Source organism: Binatus soli (SeqCode) (genome assembly GCF_050015535.1).
Lineage (GTDB): Bacteria > Desulfobacterota > Binatia > Binatales > Binataceae > Binatus > Binatus soli.
In genome coordinates this window covers 224,450-238,811 of the sequence record NZ_JBEKBF010000002.1, presented here as the reverse complement: position 1 = coordinate 238,811, position 14,362 = coordinate 224,450, and the positions used below count along the sequence as shown (strand labels likewise).

Sequence of the window (14,362 nt, the reverse complement as noted above, 5' to 3'; positions counted from 1 at the left end):
GCAGCAGACCCTCGACCAACGTCGCCGGCTGCACTACTCAACTGCAGCCTCAACCTCAACCCAGATGGGCCAGATCCTCTCTTAAATCGATTGCTGACTTGTCCAAAAGGTTCTGACGACGTACACTCACGAGTTTGCCAAATGTTTCGGTTGGACCTGGTTTCTTGATCCCAATTTTCTCCAAAGCCTCGGCGATTGCTCCGGCGAGCGTAAAATGTTCTGGGTCGGAGGCCCCATCTATTAAAAGCATCCAGTCAAAATCGCTACCTTCCGTTACCTCACCGCGAGCGACCGAGCCCATAACGACGACGGACACTTGAGGATCGTCCAGTTTGATAAGCTCTTTTTTGACCAGATCAATCTTCTCGCGAGTCTTCGCCCGAGCCGCGTTAATAGCAGGCCATGTTGCGCTGCATTGTTTAGCAAGAGCCTCGACGGACATCGGTTCCATACGAAAACAGTCTCCCAGAAAAGCACAGGATCGGCTAGCACTCGCGCTAGAACGACCCATCGTGGATGGGTCTGCCTGTCGTTTTGACTCTGTTTCCCGTTCTAGTTTCCCGTATCCTCGAAGACTCCCGTCTCCGGCGTGTAGTTCTCGAAGCGGGTGTAGTTGCTGATATAGGTGAGCTTCGCGGTGTCGGTGGGGCCGTTGCGCTGCTTGGCGATGATCACCTCGGCCACGCCCGGCTCCTTGCTGTCCTTGCCCTTGTACATTTCCTCGCGGTAGATGAACGCGATCACGTCGGCGTCCTGCTCGAGCGCGCCCGACTCGCGCAGATCCGCCAGCATCGGACGGCGGTTCTCGCGCGACTCGACTTGCCGGTTGAGTTGCGAGAGCGCGATCACCGGGATCTGGAGTTCTTTCGCCAGCGCCTTGAGCGAGCGCGAGATTTCCGCGATTTCCTTTTCGCGATTTTCACCGGGCTTCGCGGAACCCATCAACTGAAGGTAATCGACGATTATCAGGCCCAGGTTCTTGGCGCGCTCGCGTTTCAAGCGACGGCACTTAGCTTTGAGCGTGAGCGCTGTGGTGTTCGAATTGTCATCAACATAGATACTCGCTTCCGACAGCCGTGCCGCGGCCCCCGCCAGCCTCGGAAAGTCCTTCTCGCCCAAATACCCTGACCGCGCACGCGCACTGTCCACCCGCGCCTCCGAGCACAACATGCGCAGCGCAAGTTGCTCCCTGGACATTTCCAGCGAAAAAAACGCGACGCCCACCGGCGGGTCCGCGGCCATCGCCGCGTAAGACGCAATGTTCAGCGCGAGCGCCGTCTTGCCCATGCTGGGGCGGGCCGCGATGATAACCAGGTCCGACGGCTGGAAGCCCGCCGTGATGCGATCGAGATCGATGAAGCCGCTCGGCACGCCGGTGATCAAATCGCGGTTTTGGTACATCCGCTCGAGGATGCCCAACGAATCTTTCGTCAATTCCTTCATCGAGTGGAACGAAGGTCTGATTCGCCGTTCAGCTATCTCGAAGATACGGTGCTCGGCCTGGTCCAAGAAGGCATCTACATCGCTCGGCATCCCGTAGGCGCTGCTGGCGATATCTGTCGCGATCGAGGCGAGGCTGCGCAGCACAGACTTCTCGCGCACGATTCGCGCGTAATAGGGCACGTTGGATGCAGTCGGCACGACCGACGCCAGCTCCGCGATGTAGGCGGAGCCGCCTATCTGCTCGAGCAGGCCCTTGTTGCGAAGGATATCGGTCAGGGTGATCGCATCGACGGGCTCACCTCGGTCTGTGAGCTCGACCATCGATTGAAAGATTTGCCGATGTGACTCGCGGTAGAAGTCTTCAGCCGCAAGGATTTCGATTGCGTGATTGATCGCCTCGTTCAGGAGCAAGATTGCGCCAAGAACCGACTGTTCCGCTTCTAAGTTATTGGGTGGAACCCGCCTCAGGATATCGTCTGCCGCGCCCGCCACATCAACCTCCAAAATCTTTCAGAGGCCCCGTACTAGCGAATGAGCGCCAGGCTTGGCAACGCCGAAATTCGCGATGCACCGCGGACGAACAGGTATTCAAGAGCTCGTCAGCCCTCTCTCCACAGGGGCGCGCGGAGCGGAGAAGACTGGCGGCAAAGGTGTTTCTGAATTGGCGCAACGGAAATCCACAGTTCGATCACATTTTTCTTCGAACGAGTTATCGGCGCTCGAGACGCTCGCGACGGTTTCGACCGCTACCACAGCGAAATGACAACCGTTGTCACCACTCTGTCCACAGTTGATGCGCGATCGGCTGGCGCTATCGTCGCCGGCGCGGACGATTCACCGCCAGCATCGGACCAAGCGCTACTCCGAACATGAAGCCGCCGACGTGCGCCCACCACGCAACTCCACCCGCCATCGTCGCCGCACGACCGCCTTCTTCGAGTCCCGCGTAGAGCTGCACCGCGAACCAGAGCATCAGGTAGATGACCGCCGGAATTTCGACGAACTGGACGAAGATGAAAATCGGGATAATCGTCAGGATGCGCCCGCGCGGGTAGAGGATGAAGTACGCGCCGAGCACGCCGGCAATCGCGCCGCTCGCGCCGATCACGGGGACCCTCGACTCGGGCGCCATCCACACCGTTGCGAGCGCCGCGGCGATTCCCGCAGCGAGATAAAAGATTATGTACCGCGACGCGCCCATCCGATTCTCGACAGCCGCGCCAAAGATGAAAAGATACAGCATGTTGCCCGCGACGTGCCAGAAACCGCCGTGGACAAACATCGACGTGACAGTCGTCATCAACGGCGCGAGCGCGCCGATGCTCCGATGCACGGCCAGTTTTTGCCATGTGAGAGCGTTGGCCGAGAGCGCGCGCGTGACCGCCGCCGGCGCCATCGCGAATCTGCCCACGAAGGCTGTTACGCCCGCGCCAAGTGACAGTTCGTAGACGAACACTGCGATGTTCGCGGCGATCAGCGCGGTGTTGATTGGAGTCAGCCGGCGCGGCGCGGCGTTGTCGCGAAGCGGGATCATAGGAATATCACGCCGGGCACACGGATTGATCGACCGGCGGAGCAATACTAGCGGCGCGCGGCGGGTCGGCGCGAGACGGCGCGCGCGGCAGTGAAAAAGTGAACTTTCTTATGCGAGCGCCTGGTCGGACTGTCTCACTTGAGCCGGGCCTCGTTGTATGCGAGAAAGATCGCGGGATTGGCGACGGCGTCAAACGCCATCCGGGATCGCGACCCGCTTGCCGGCGGACGGGAATCTTTTTAGGGAGGTTTCAATCATGGAAGTCGTCTCGAATGAAGTATCGATTCGTACCGGCGCCGAGAAGATGCCGGCGCATCTCGCGCGCCCTGCGTCCGGAGGTCCGCATCCCGCGCTGGTCGTCGTGATGGAAGCGTTCGGCCTCAACGATCACATCAAACGCATCACGGATCGATTCGCGGCCGAAGGCTTCGTCGCGATCGCTCCAAATCTTTACTTTCGCCAACCCAACAACGTCGTCGGCTACAACGATTTGCCCGGCGCCTTTCGCCTGATGGGCTCGGTCAACGATGATCAAATCGTCGCAGACATGGGCGCCGCGATCGATCACCTCAAGGCGTTGAAGGAGGTCAAGCCCGCGTTCGGTACCGTCGGATTCTGCATGGGCGGTCGCGTCGCTTTCATGACCGCGTGCCGCAACTCCGCTGTCAGAGCCACCGCGCCGTACTACGGTGGCGGGATGGTGAAGTCGCGGCAGCCGGGCGTGAAACCGCCCATCGAATACGTCGACGGTCTCAACGCCCCGGTGCTGGCCTTCTTCGGCGGCAAGGACGCGTTCATTCCGATCACCGAAGTGGACGAATTTCGCGACGCGCTCAAGAAGGCCGGCAAGCCGGCCGAGGTGGTCTCTTTCCCGGACGCCGATCACGGCTTCATGTGCGACGATCGTCCGTCGTTCCATCCCGTGCATTCCAAAGAGGCGTGGGCCAGGACCATCGCGTTCTTCAAAGAGCATCTCGGCTGAAAGGGCGTGGTCGTGTTTTGTTGAAATCATTTCGGCGGGCCGCTCTTCGCCGGCCCGTCTTTTTTCTGGCGATTGCCATCGCTGCGGCCACCGCATGCTATTCGTCCGACTACCATCGCACGATGACGGCGAACGTGTCGCTGCTTTCCGATCTGTCCGACAAGCTGGCGGATTACTGCCGCACCTATTTCAAGCTCGACGATCGCCAACTGTCGTCCGAAGAGATGGGCGAGTTCTACTACGCCTTCAACAAGGCCAACGCGTTCTCATCATCGACGCCCCGCGAGTCGTCGCTGCGCTCGCATCGCGATTTCGTCCGCCTGCTGAACGCCTACGAACGATTCGCGCACGCCGCCGACGCGTACCGCCTCGGTGGCAAGCCCGACCCCGCGGTGCTCGCCTCATTGCTCTCGCAACACGACCAGGTCCGGCACCTCGCCGGCAAAGTCACCGAGGATCTTCGCGACGAACCGCACTGATAGTCCACGGGCGAACCCGATTGACACTTCGCGACAAAAGACGAGGCGCCTGGTGATCCCCGGACGGCCCTTCGATCGCCTCCGTAAAGCGCGCCGCGCTCAGCTCTTCCAATGGTTGCCGTATTTGTCCAGGTACGCGACCTCGCTCACGGGCCGGCGCTTGATCGGTCCGAACTTCCCCTGCGGATATCCGATCGGCATCAGCGCGTACGTCTGCACTTCGCGCGGCAGCCCCAATATCGCCTTCACCTCGTCCTCGAAATAGGTGTGAATCGTCGTGAGCACCGTGCCGAGACCCAGTCCGCGGCAGGCGAGAATAATGTTCTGCACGGCGGGATAGATGCTCGAGCCTGAGATCCGCGCCTGCCTCTTCATCGCCGCGGCCACCTCGGGCGGAAGCTTGGGCGGCGCTCCCGCCGGCGCGGTCTGTTTCAGGCACGCGATCAACAGCACCGGGGCGTCGGCCATGTGATCGAGCAGGTAGGTTGCCGACGCCCTCAGTCTCCGGTAGGCGTCCTCGCTCATGTGCGCGGGCTTGACGCGATTGGCGTAGAGCGCCACCAAAATTTCGCCGCCCTTGCGATACACGTCGCCGATCTTTTTGCGCTGCGCCGCGTCCTTGATGACCACGAACTCCCAACTCTGTTGGTTGCTGCCCGACGGCGCGCGAATCGCCGCGTCGAGCACCTTGGTGATTACATCGTCGGGAACCGGATCGGGTTTGAATCGCCTGAGCGATCGCGCCGAGTAAATTGCCTCGAAGAGTCCTATTTCCGCCATCGTTAAGCTGCTCCGGCTGTGGATTGTTACTCGGTCGGCGCCCCGTGCTCAATCGATGCGAATCAGTTTGTGCTTGATCGCATATCGCACCATCGCCGCCGTCGAGCGCAGCTCGAGCTTCTGCTTGAGGTTGTTGCGATGCGCTTGCGCTGTCTTCACGCTGATGCCGAGTCGTTGCGCGACCTCCTTGGTAGTCGCGCCCTCGCCTATCAGCTTGAGCACTTCGCGCTCCCGTCGCGTCGGATTCGCCGCGCGCGACGCGTTCGCAGGCGCGCCCGTCCGCAGCCGCGCGAGCACGATTGGCGCGATCGTGGGGCTCAGGTAGCGCCGCCCGGAGTGAACTGCCCGCACCGCGCTCAGCAATTCGGCCGCCGCGTCGGTCTTGGCCATATAGCCCGCACAGCCCGCTTCGCCGAGCGCCTCCAACACGTATTCCTCGTCGTCGTATTGGCTGAGCACCAGCACTTTGCACGCCGGCACTTCCTTGCCGATTCGACGCGCCGCGGCAAGTCCCCCGATCCCCGGCATCCCGACGTCCATCACCACCACATCCGGCTTCAGTTGCGCGGCAATCGCGACGGCCTGTTCGCCATCGGATGCTTCCGCGACCACCTCGCACTCGGCCGCGAGCACCATCCGCAGCGCCTCGCGAAAGATCCGATGGTCATCGGCGAGCAGCACGCGAATCCGCTGGTGATTTTCCATCACGCGGACTCCGGGATTTCGGCGATGACCGTCGTGCGGCCTGCCCGCGATTCCACCGTCAAGCTCCCGCCCATCAACTCCAGCCGCTCCCGTGCACCCGCCAAGCCAGTCCCCTCGCCCTTGATGTTGGCGCCGATGCTGCAGCCGTCGTCAGTAACCGAGACGCGCGCTGCCGCATCGGTGCTTTCGATCGTGATTTGGACCGACTTCGCGCGCGCATGCCGAATCACGTTGGACAGCGTCTCACGAACGACCTGGAAGCATAGCTGCTGCACCGGGCGCGAGATTTTCTCCGCCGCGCCATCGTGAACCAAGTGAACTAACTTCGCCGTTACGCCCGCGCGATGCAGCCGCGCGAACTCGCTCTCGATTGCCTCGTCGAGCGAAGCGTCTCCGATCGTGATTGGACGAAGTTCGCGCGTCTTGCGGCGCAACTCCGCCTCGACCTGCTTGAAGATCGCGCGCGCCGCCTCGCGCCGGCCCTCGAGCGCAATTTTCGCCGCCGCCAGCAACTGCGCCTGATCGTCGTGCAGGTCGCGTGCGATTCTGGCGCGCTCCTCGTCGATCGCAGCAAACATTCTGAGCGCGAGCTGGCGCACCAGGAGGCTCCGCCGCGCGGCCTCCCGCTCCATCACCCAGTTCGCTGCGATTGGAGCCAGTCGCTCGACGATCGCCTCCGCCCTGGATGCGGATGCGCGCCCATCGCGCGACGCCAGCGCGATCGCGCCGGCCTCGAACGGGATACACACATACGAACCAACGAACATTCTGTCTTCGGAAGATTGTTGGGCGCGATCGACGATGCCCGCGTCGCGATCGCGCCAGCGCGCAATCACGATACGGCGCCGGAAACTTTCCCCAAGCGCGCTGTGAGCCTCACCCAAATCGAATTCCTTCAGCCCGGACGACGATGCGGCTATCGTCAATGCGCCACCTTCCGCGACCGCAACCACCCATTGATCGAAGCCGGCCCCGCCCGCGACGAGTTCGCCGAAGCGGCTGAACCGATGGGTCGTCGGCGCACGCCGCGCCGCCGCAACCGCCTTGTCCAGGTGATTCGTCGCCGCCCGCTCGCGGAGCAACTCTCGCTTTGCCTCGACGGTCTGGCGGCCGCTCTCGGCGCCGTGGGTCCGCCAGAATTCAAGCGACGCGCGCGCGGCAGCCAACGCCAGCTCGGCGAAGACGGCGCGCGCCATAAGTTCAAGCGATGCTTCAAGTTCGCCGCGGGCGCGATCCGCCCGCGCCACCATCGCGATTCGCACCGCGCTCACGCCGTCGATGAACGCCGACGCGGCTATCTGGCGCCCGTCTATTTTTTCGATCCGGGCGATTGCGTCGATTTCCCGCGCACTCAGCGCAACCCTTTCAATCGATTCGATTGAACCCGGCGCTCCACGCGCTCGCTTCAACCCTTCTGCCGCGACCGCGTCACCGAGCCGGTTGTCGAGTGCAACGAGGACCGCCTTCACCACCGCGTCCCATCGTGAATCTCCGTGTGGCGCGAACACCACGTTGTCGGTGCCCACGCCACTGGCGGGAAACGCGATCGCGCATCGCTCGGCCGCGAGTGTCCCGGCGCCAAGCTCGGCGATGGCGACGATCCGATCGCTGAAAGATGTTTGACGCGATGCAGGTTGCGGCGCGACAAGCGCCAGTTGATTGCGTTGTTTCAAAGCGTTTGCCAAGTCGGTGGCTCCGCCTTCAGAATGACAGAGGAAAACGAATGTTCTAAGGGAGATACAGCGCGCGTCCAGTTACGCAAAGAACATTTTGTGTGGAGATAAACTGTTTCGCGCGCAATTGTTCCCCTTCCCACATGGGAAGGGGGTCAAGGCTCAGGTTCGCCCGCATCGTTCGCGATGCGCGCGCGCTTCTGTCAGGGATGTCCGGAATCCGACGGCTTTGACAGCTCGTCGCCGAGCTGCTTCATCTCCGCACCAAACGCAGTCCAATCGCCCGCGCGAATCGCGTCCAGCGCGCGATTGTAGTGCTGCGCCGCGCTCTGCATGTCGGCCTTGGGCGCGCCCGTGCCCGCGCCGATCGACTGCGGGGCCGCCTCATTCATGATCGCCTTGGCGATCGTCTGCCCCGGCGGGCCCTGGTTCGTGAACAACGCCGCCAACGTCAGGTCGAGCGTATCGCCCATCACCACGCGATCGCTGTAAGACGCGACCACCCGCTGCAACTCCGGCAACTGGCCGTTCTCGGCGCGGATGAACAGCGGCTCGACGTAGAGCAGCGAGTCCTGGACGGGTATCACGAGCAGGTTGCCGAGCAGGACCTTCGAACCCATCTGATTCCACAGCGAAAGTTGCCGCGAAATTTCGGGATTCTGATTGATGCGCGCCTGAATCTGGTAGGGGCCGTAGATGAGTTTGTCCTTGGAAAATGCATACTCGAACAGATGACCGTAATCCGCCCCGTCGCAGCGCGCGGCCATCCACGCAATCATGTTGTCGCGTCCCGACGGCACCATCGGCAGCATCAACATGTATTCCGCCTGCGTCTCGCCCGGCAGCCGCATGATCACGTAGTAGGGCGACATGGGCACCGTCTGCCCGGCGTAGTTTTCGCGCGGAAATCCCCACAGGTCCTCGCGGTTATAGAAGACCTGCGGATCGGTCATGTGATAGGTGCGGAAAGTGTCGGCCTGAATCAGAAAAAAATCTTCCGGATAGCGGATGTGCGTGCGCAATTCCGCCGGCATCGCCGACATCGGCTTGAACATCGCGGGGAACACGCGCTGCCACGTCTTGATGACCGGGTCTTCGGGATCCGCCACGTAAAAATCGGTGTCGCCGGTGTACGCATCGACCACCACCTTGACCGAATTGCGGAGGTAGTTGATCCCATCGGCGTTGCGCTGCGAGTACGGGTAGTGATCGCTGGTGGTATAGCAGTCAACGATCCACACCATGCGGCCGTTGAGAACCACGGCGTACGGATCGCGGTCGAGGTTCAGGAACGGCGCGAGGTACGCAATTCGGCTTGCGATGTTGCGCCGGATCATGATCTTGCTGTTCGCCACGATATTCTCGGTGACGAGCAGATTGATGTCGCGAAAGAAGATGCTGAACAGCAGCCGGCGGAAAAATCCCGCCACCGGCACGCCGCCCGATCCCGCATAATACGAAAATACGTTGTCTGCCCCCTTGGGATAGTCGAACTCGGGCGTCGCGGAATCGACGACGGCGTAACTGTCGCGCCCCTCGCCAAAGTAAATCGCCGGCTGGTCAACCTTCAGCCCCACGTCCGACACCGCCGGAATATCCTTGATATAGAACACCGGCAGTCCCTCGGTGTCCTTCCGGTTGACCGGGCTCATCGCCAGCCCGGCGCCGTGGGTGAACTTGAGATGCTGGTTGACCCAGGTCTGCGCGGTTTCGGGCAGCTGTTCGAGATTCATCTCGCGCGGCGAAAGCATCACCTCGGTGTACTTGCCCTCGATCCAGTAGCGATCGATGTCGACGTCGCGAAAATCGTAGTAGGTGCGAATTTCCTGCAACTGGCGGTAGGTGTCGATTAGCGGGCGCGGGTCCCACAGGCGGATGTTCTTGACCGTCGCCGAATCCTCTTCGAGCGCCGCGGGCGTGAGCGTGCCCTGCCCTGCAAACGGTTTCACGTCAACGGTGTCGAGCTTGTACGCATGCCGCGTCGCCTCGATGTTGCGTTGCAGGTACGGACGCTCGACCCGAAGCTCGTCGGGCTTGACCCACAAGCGCTCGATCACCGGCTGGATAAAATTCATGATGAGTGCGGGCCCGAACACGATAACGAACGCGGCGACCGGAATCCTCAGTCCGCCCTCGCGCGCGTTGAACATGCACATCACGGCGGCCGCCAACGACAGCGCCACCAGCAGCCACAGCCCGGGCTGCCACAGGATGCGATCGACGTAGCGCAGTCCGAATACGACGCCGTCGGTATGCAGCAGCAAGTCGAAGCGGCCGAGCCAGTAACTCATCGCCCGCTGCACGAAGAACAGCCCCAGCAGCACCGACAGATGGCCCGCCGCGCCCGGCGACACGCGCGGCGGCGATTCCTTGAAGTCGAGCGCGCCGCGCGCCCAATAGACCGCGATCGCAATCGCGGCCGCCAGCACGATGAGCATCAGGAACAGATCGCGGATTTCCTCGAGCAGCGGCATCGTGAAAACGTAGAAGCCGATGTCGTTGCCGAACGCCTGCTCGGCGATTCCGAACGGCACCCCGTAGAGACCCTTGAGGTAAGTATCCCAGCTGGCAGCCTCGCCTTGCGCCGCGAACACCGCCAGCAGGGCCGCACCGCAGGCGACGATCACGCGCCACGGCACGCGTTCGCCGAGCGCGCGAATCAGCTCGGGCAGATTAACCTCGACCATCTCGTCGGGACGGCGCACCACACGCAGCCGCTCGCGATCGCGGCTCGAGCCGATCGCAATCAACCCGCTCACGAAGATCGCGACGAACGCGACCAGCCACACGATCGCGAAGATCGCGATTTCCGCGACGACGGTTGTATTGAAAACTCCGCCGTAGCCGAGTCTTCCGAACCACAGGTAGTCGACCAGCAGCTGGTCAGCCAGGCTCAGCGCAACGAGCGCGATGATAACGACAACGGCGAGGCTGATCAGGATTACGCGGGGTCGCATCAGCGTGCTGCGCTATTCGCCACGCCCGATTAGGCTGACGTGTTCCCGCACAACGTCGGGCGGGCAGAGCCAGATGAAGACTTTGAGCGAGAGGTAGCCGATAAGAATCCAGTCGAGTTCGCCGACTATCGGAATCATGTCGAGCTCGAGCGCCGGAGGCGTCAGCATAAGCAGCAGCCCCATCCACGGCACCATTTTCGCCAGCACCGGCACGCGTTCGTCAGTGATCAGCCGATAGAACAAGCGTACGAACTGCGGCAGGTACATCACCAGCCGGCTCAGTTGCATCGGCCCGAGGAGTTGCATGCGAAGCATCGATCGAAACATCAGCTTAACCCGCCAACATCATACTCTAGCACAGCGCGGCGCTGAAGATGTCCTGCGGTGGGGGCGTTTTTGTTACAATTAGCGGCGATCGAGGAGGTCGAAGCGGAGTGAAGAGACACATGGCGCTGGGCGATTTTCTGGTCGCCTACCTGCGCAAGATTGGCGTGTCGCACGTCTTCGGCATCCCCGGTGACCTCGCGCTCAAGCTGTTTTTCGCGCTGGGCCGCAAGCACGGGTTGAAAATCATTACGCTGTCGCACGAGCCGGGGGTCGGATTCGCAGCCGACGGCTACGCGCGCGCGACCGGGAAAATCGGCGTAATCTGCGTGACCTACGGCGCCGGCGGCCACAACATGGTCAATCCGGTCGCGGGATCGTTCTCGGAACGCGTGCCGATTCTGATTTTCTCGGGCGGCCCGGGCGAGGAGGAACGCAAACTCGGCACGCTGATTCATCACCAGGCCCGCGAGATCGAATCGCAGCGCCGCATCTACGACGAAGTAACTTGCGCGTGTGCCGTGCTGACCGATCCGCGCAGCGCTGCGGATGAGTTGCATCGCGTCGTGCGCGCCATTTGGGCCGAGCAGCGGCCGGGCTACATCGAGATTCATCGCGACATGGTTGACCGCCGGATCGAAGTCCCCGAGGAGCTGATCGAATGGGACGGGCGGCTGCATTTCCAGGAATCCGACACGCGCAAGGTCGAGGAAGCGGCGCATGAGACCGCCGCGATGTTCAACCAGAGCCGCAAGCCCGTGCTGATCGCCGGCATCGAGATTCATCGCTTCAAGGCGTCGCATGAGTTGGTGAACCTGGCCGAGCAGATGGGCGCGCCGGTGTTCACGACGGTACTCGGCAAGGGCGCGTTCCCGATGGACCATCCGCTGTACATGGGCGTGCACATCGGCCCGATCAGTCCGCCGTCGATCGTCGCGCGGATGGACGCGGCCGACTTCGTGCTCAACCTCGGATGTCTGAAAACCGATATGAACTTCGGCAACCGTCCGCCGCACGTGATTCAAGGCAGAACGGTGTGGGCGGTCGATCGCAAGGTCGAGGTGAAGTATCACGCCTACACCGACGCCGGGGTGCGCGATTTCGCGCGCGCGTTGCTGCGCGAGAAGCTGCGGCTTCATCATGAGAAGGTTCATTACGCTGACAATCTTCGCGAGAATGCCGCGCGCGACGGCAGGCCGGTCAAGGTCAACGAGATCCTGGCCGCGGTCAACGAATTTCTGGCCGACAAGCGCGAATACCTGGTGGTCGCAGAGTCGGGTGACATGCTGTTTGGCGGGCTCGACATCCGGGTGCCGCATAACGGCGGCTACCTGGCGCAGGGGTTTTACGCTTCGATGGGATTTGCGGTGCCGGCATCGCTCGGCGCGCAAATCGGCAGCGGTCTTCGGCCGCTGGTGTTGTGCGGGGACGGCGGTTTTCAGATGACCGGGCCGGAAATTTCGCAGGCTCCGGCCAAGGGCGTGAATCCGATCGTGGTGGTGATCAACAACGGCGGATGGGGCATCTTCCGGCCGATTGCCGAGCGGCGCGAACTGCTCGAGATTCCGCCGTGGCCGTATGCGAAGCTCGCGCGCGATTGGGGCGGCGCAGGATTCGAGGCGGGCACGGTCGAGCAGCTCAGAAATGCGCTGCGCGCGGCGCACGAATGCAAATCGTTTGCGATAATCGACGTGCGCGTCGATCGCGACGATCTGTCGCCGGTGACGGTGAAGTATATCAAGGCCGCGGCGAGGCGCTCGCAAACGCCAGCGGAGCACGCGGCCCGCGGAAATTTGCGCCCATGACTGATTCAATAAAAACCGACGCAACAAGGACCGACACGCTCGAGAAGTATCGGCGCGCGTACCGGGACTTCAGGTGGGAGACGCCGGAGTATTTCAACTTCGCCGCGGCCATCGACAAGTTCGCCGAAGATCCGCGCCGGGTTGCGATCCTGTGGGAAGACAGCGAGGGCCGGCGCGCGCGGCTGACGTTCGCGGATATCGCGCAGCAATCGAAACGCATCGCGAACGTTCTCGCCGGACATGGAATCAGGCGCGGCGATCCGGTTCTGCTGGTGCTGCCGCGAATCACGCTGTGGCAGGCGGCGTATATCGGCGCGCTCAGGCTCGGCGCGATCGTCATCCCGTGCACCTCGATGCTGCGCGAGAAGGACCTGGTGTACCGCGCGAATCATTCCGGGGCGCGCGCGATAATCGCCGGCGTCGAGAATGCCGCGATGATCGCGGAACTGCGCAAGCAATGCCCCTCCGTCGAGCACTACCTGATAGCCGGCGCCGCCCGCACCGGCTGGATGAGCCTGCAGGAAGAGATGAGCCGCGCGTTGGAGGCGTTCAAGCCCGCGAATACGAAATCGTCGGAGCCGGCGATTTGCTATTACACTTCCGGCACGACTATGGAACCGAAAGCGGTTCTGCATAGTCATGGCTATACCTACAGTCACCGGTTCACGGGGCTTAACTGGCTCGACGTGAGGCCGGGCGACCTCCATTGGACAACGTCGGACACCGGCTGGGCCAAGGCTGCCTACGGCGTGCTGTTCGGGCCGTGGATGAACGGCGTGACGACGTTCATGTACAACGGCCGCTTCGATGCGGCGAAAGAACTCGAGTTGGTCGGCCGCTACGGAGTTACTACCTTCTGCGCGCCGCCGACTGAGTATCGAATACTAATCAAGGAAAACCTGACTGACTACTCATTCCCGAAACTGAGGCATTGCACGGGTGCGGGCGAGCCGCTCAATCCCGAGGTGATCGAGGTCTGGCGGGAGAGGCTGGGACTCACGATTCACGACGGTTTTGGACAAACGGAAACGGCCGTCCTGGCCGCGAACATGCCCGCGATGCCCGTGAAACCCGGCTCGATGGGGTTGCCGTTTCCGGGTCACGATGTCCGTGTAATCGACAACGAAATGGCCGAGACCAAAGTTGACGAGCTCGGAGAAATAGCAGTGCGGGTGAGTCCGGAGCGGCCGCCGTCGCTGTTTCTCGAGTATTGGAAAAATGCGGAAGAGACCGCCAGCGTGTTTCGCGGCGATTGGTACCTGACCGGCGACCAGGCGACACGCGACGCCGACGGCTATCTATGGTTCGTCGGGCGCGCCGACGACGTGATCATTTCGGCGGGCTACCGAATCGGGCCATTCGAAGTCGAGAGCGCCCTGCTCGAGCATCCCGCGGTAATGGAATCCGCGGTGGTCGCGAGTCCCGACGCGGATCGCGGCTCAATCGTCAAGGCGTTCGTGAAGCTCAAGCCCGGCGCCGAGCCCGGCGATTGGCTCGTGACGGAACTGCAGGAGCATTGCAAGCGCGTGACGGCGCCTTACAAATATCCGCGCGAGATAGAATTCATCGACGAGCTGCCCAAGACGGTCAGCGGGAAAATCCGCCGCGTCGAGTTGCGCCGCCGGGAAGAATCGCGCAAGGGCAGGTCCGCTTAAGTTCGGCATTCACTTCGGTATCTGC

At 62.2% G+C, this 14,362-nt stretch carries 12 protein-coding genes; 4 read left to right on the top strand and 8 right to left on the bottom strand.

The genetic code is table 11. From position 1 onward, the window contains the following. Window positions 1–55: 55 nt before the first annotated feature. The 3 genes from ABR989_RS02630 to ABR989_RS02620 form a co-directional block, all read right to left on the bottom strand. Window positions 56–451 carry a DUF294 nucleotidyltransferase-like domain-containing protein gene (locus ABR989_RS02630; RefSeq protein ID WP_428125555.1) on the bottom strand — a complete coding sequence of 132 codons (396 nt, stop codon included), beginning with the start codon at window positions 449–451 and terminating at the stop codon, window positions 56–58. A 101-nt stretch (window positions 452–552) separates the two neighbouring features. Further along, on the bottom strand, window positions 553–1,935 hold the full coding sequence (dnaB, locus tag ABR989_RS02625) for a replicative DNA helicase (protein ID WP_428125554.1): 1,383 nt from the start codon (window positions 1,933–1,935) through the stop codon (window positions 553–555). A 319-nt stretch (window positions 1,936–2,254) separates the two neighbouring features. Continuing rightward, window positions 2,255–2,977: a rhomboid family intramembrane serine protease gene (locus ABR989_RS02620; RefSeq protein ID WP_428125553.1), complete on the bottom strand. Its 723-nt coding sequence runs from the start codon at window positions 2,975–2,977 to the stop codon at window positions 2,255–2,257. 256 nt (window positions 2,978–3,233) lie between these two features. Here ABR989_RS02620 and ABR989_RS02615 point away from each other — a divergent pair, with 256 nt between their 5' ends. Continuing rightward, on the top strand, window positions 3,234–3,959 hold the full coding sequence (locus ABR989_RS02615; RefSeq protein ID WP_428125551.1) for a dienelactone hydrolase family protein: 726 nt from the start codon (window positions 3,234–3,236) through the stop codon (window positions 3,957–3,959). A gap of 20 nt (window positions 3,960–3,979) precedes the next feature. Then, the gene (locus ABR989_RS02610; RefSeq protein ID WP_428125550.1) at window positions 3,980–4,438 is read left to right on the top strand and encodes a hypothetical protein; all 459 of its coding nucleotides are present in this window, start codon (window positions 3,980–3,982) and stop codon (window positions 4,436–4,438) included. A gap of 99 nt (window positions 4,439–4,537) precedes the next feature. Here the strand turns inward: ABR989_RS02610 and ABR989_RS02605 are convergent, their stop codons facing one another. The 5 genes from ABR989_RS02605 to ABR989_RS02585 form a co-directional block, all read right to left on the bottom strand. Continuing rightward, entirely contained in the window at window positions 4,538–5,218 is a 681-nt protein-coding gene (locus tag ABR989_RS02605) for a nitroreductase family protein (RefSeq protein ID WP_428125549.1), read from the bottom strand. Between the two features lie 48 nt (window positions 5,219–5,266). Next, on the bottom strand, window positions 5,267–5,923 hold the full coding sequence (locus ABR989_RS02600) for a response regulator transcription factor (protein ID WP_428125548.1): 657 nt from the start codon (window positions 5,921–5,923) through the stop codon (window positions 5,267–5,269). Beyond that, window positions 5,923–7,596, bottom strand: a complete 1,674-nt coding sequence (locus ABR989_RS02595) for a sensor histidine kinase (protein ID WP_428125547.1) — start codon at window positions 7,594–7,596, stop codon at window positions 5,923–5,925. Before ABR989_RS02595 ends, ABR989_RS02600 begins: the two co-directional genes overlap by 1 nt. Window positions 7,597–7,799: 203 nt before the next feature. Continuing rightward, entirely contained in the window at window positions 7,800–10,553 is a 2,754-nt protein-coding gene (locus ABR989_RS02590) for a UPF0182 family membrane protein (protein ID WP_428125545.1), read from the bottom strand. Window positions 10,554–10,565: 12 nt separating this feature from the next. Further along, window positions 10,566–10,880: a hypothetical protein gene (locus ABR989_RS02585; protein WP_428125544.1), complete on the bottom strand. Its 315-nt coding sequence runs from the start codon at window positions 10,878–10,880 to the stop codon at window positions 10,566–10,568. Between the two features lie 119 nt (window positions 10,881–10,999). On the opposite strand from ABR989_RS02585, the gene ABR989_RS02580 reads away from it, so the two are divergent. Both ABR989_RS02580 and ABR989_RS02575 read left to right on the top strand, forming a co-directional pair. Further along, window positions 11,000–12,682 carry a thiamine pyrophosphate-binding protein gene (locus ABR989_RS02580; RefSeq protein WP_428125543.1) on the top strand — a complete coding sequence of 561 codons (1,683 nt, stop codon included), beginning with the start codon at window positions 11,000–11,002 and terminating at the stop codon, window positions 12,680–12,682. Beyond that, a complete protein-coding gene (locus tag ABR989_RS02575; protein ID WP_428125542.1) occupies window positions 12,679–14,337 on the top strand; it encodes an acetate--CoA ligase in 1,659 nt (552 codons plus the stop codon). Before ABR989_RS02580 ends, ABR989_RS02575 begins: the two co-directional genes overlap by 4 nt. Window positions 14,338–14,362 lie beyond the last annotated feature (25 nt).

Excerpts from the sequence above, each read along its gene's own strand:
- ABR989_RS02630 (WP_428125555.1), bottom strand. The coding sequence starts at position 451 with ATGGAACCGATGTCCGTCGAGGCTCTTGCTAAACAATGCAGCGCAACA.
- ABR989_RS02620 (WP_428125553.1), bottom strand. The coding sequence starts at position 2,977 with ATGATCCCGCTTCGCGACAACGCCGCGCCGCGCCGGCTGACTCCAATC.
- ABR989_RS02615 (WP_428125551.1), top strand. The coding sequence starts at position 3,234 with ATGGAAGTCGTCTCGAATGAAGTATCGATTCGTACCGGCGCCGAGAAG.
- ABR989_RS02605 (WP_428125549.1), bottom strand. The coding sequence starts at position 5,218 with ATGGCGGAAATAGGACTCTTCGAGGCAATTTACTCGGCGCGATCGCTC.
- ABR989_RS02600 (WP_428125548.1), bottom strand. The coding sequence starts at position 5,923 with ATGGAAAATCACCAGCGGATTCGCGTGCTGCTCGCCGATGACCATCGG.
- ABR989_RS02590 (WP_428125545.1), bottom strand. The coding sequence starts at position 10,553 with ATGCGACCCCGCGTAATCCTGATCAGCCTCGCCGTTGTCGTTATCATC.
- ABR989_RS02585 (WP_428125544.1), bottom strand. The coding sequence starts at position 10,880 with ATGTTTCGATCGATGCTTCGCATGCAACTCCTCGGGCCGATGCAACTG.
- ABR989_RS02580 (WP_428125543.1), top strand. The coding sequence starts at position 11,000 with ATGGCGCTGGGCGATTTTCTGGTCGCCTACCTGCGCAAGATTGGCGTG.
- ABR989_RS02575 (WP_428125542.1), top strand. The coding sequence starts at position 12,679 with ATGACTGATTCAATAAAAACCGACGCAACAAGGACCGACACGCTCGAG.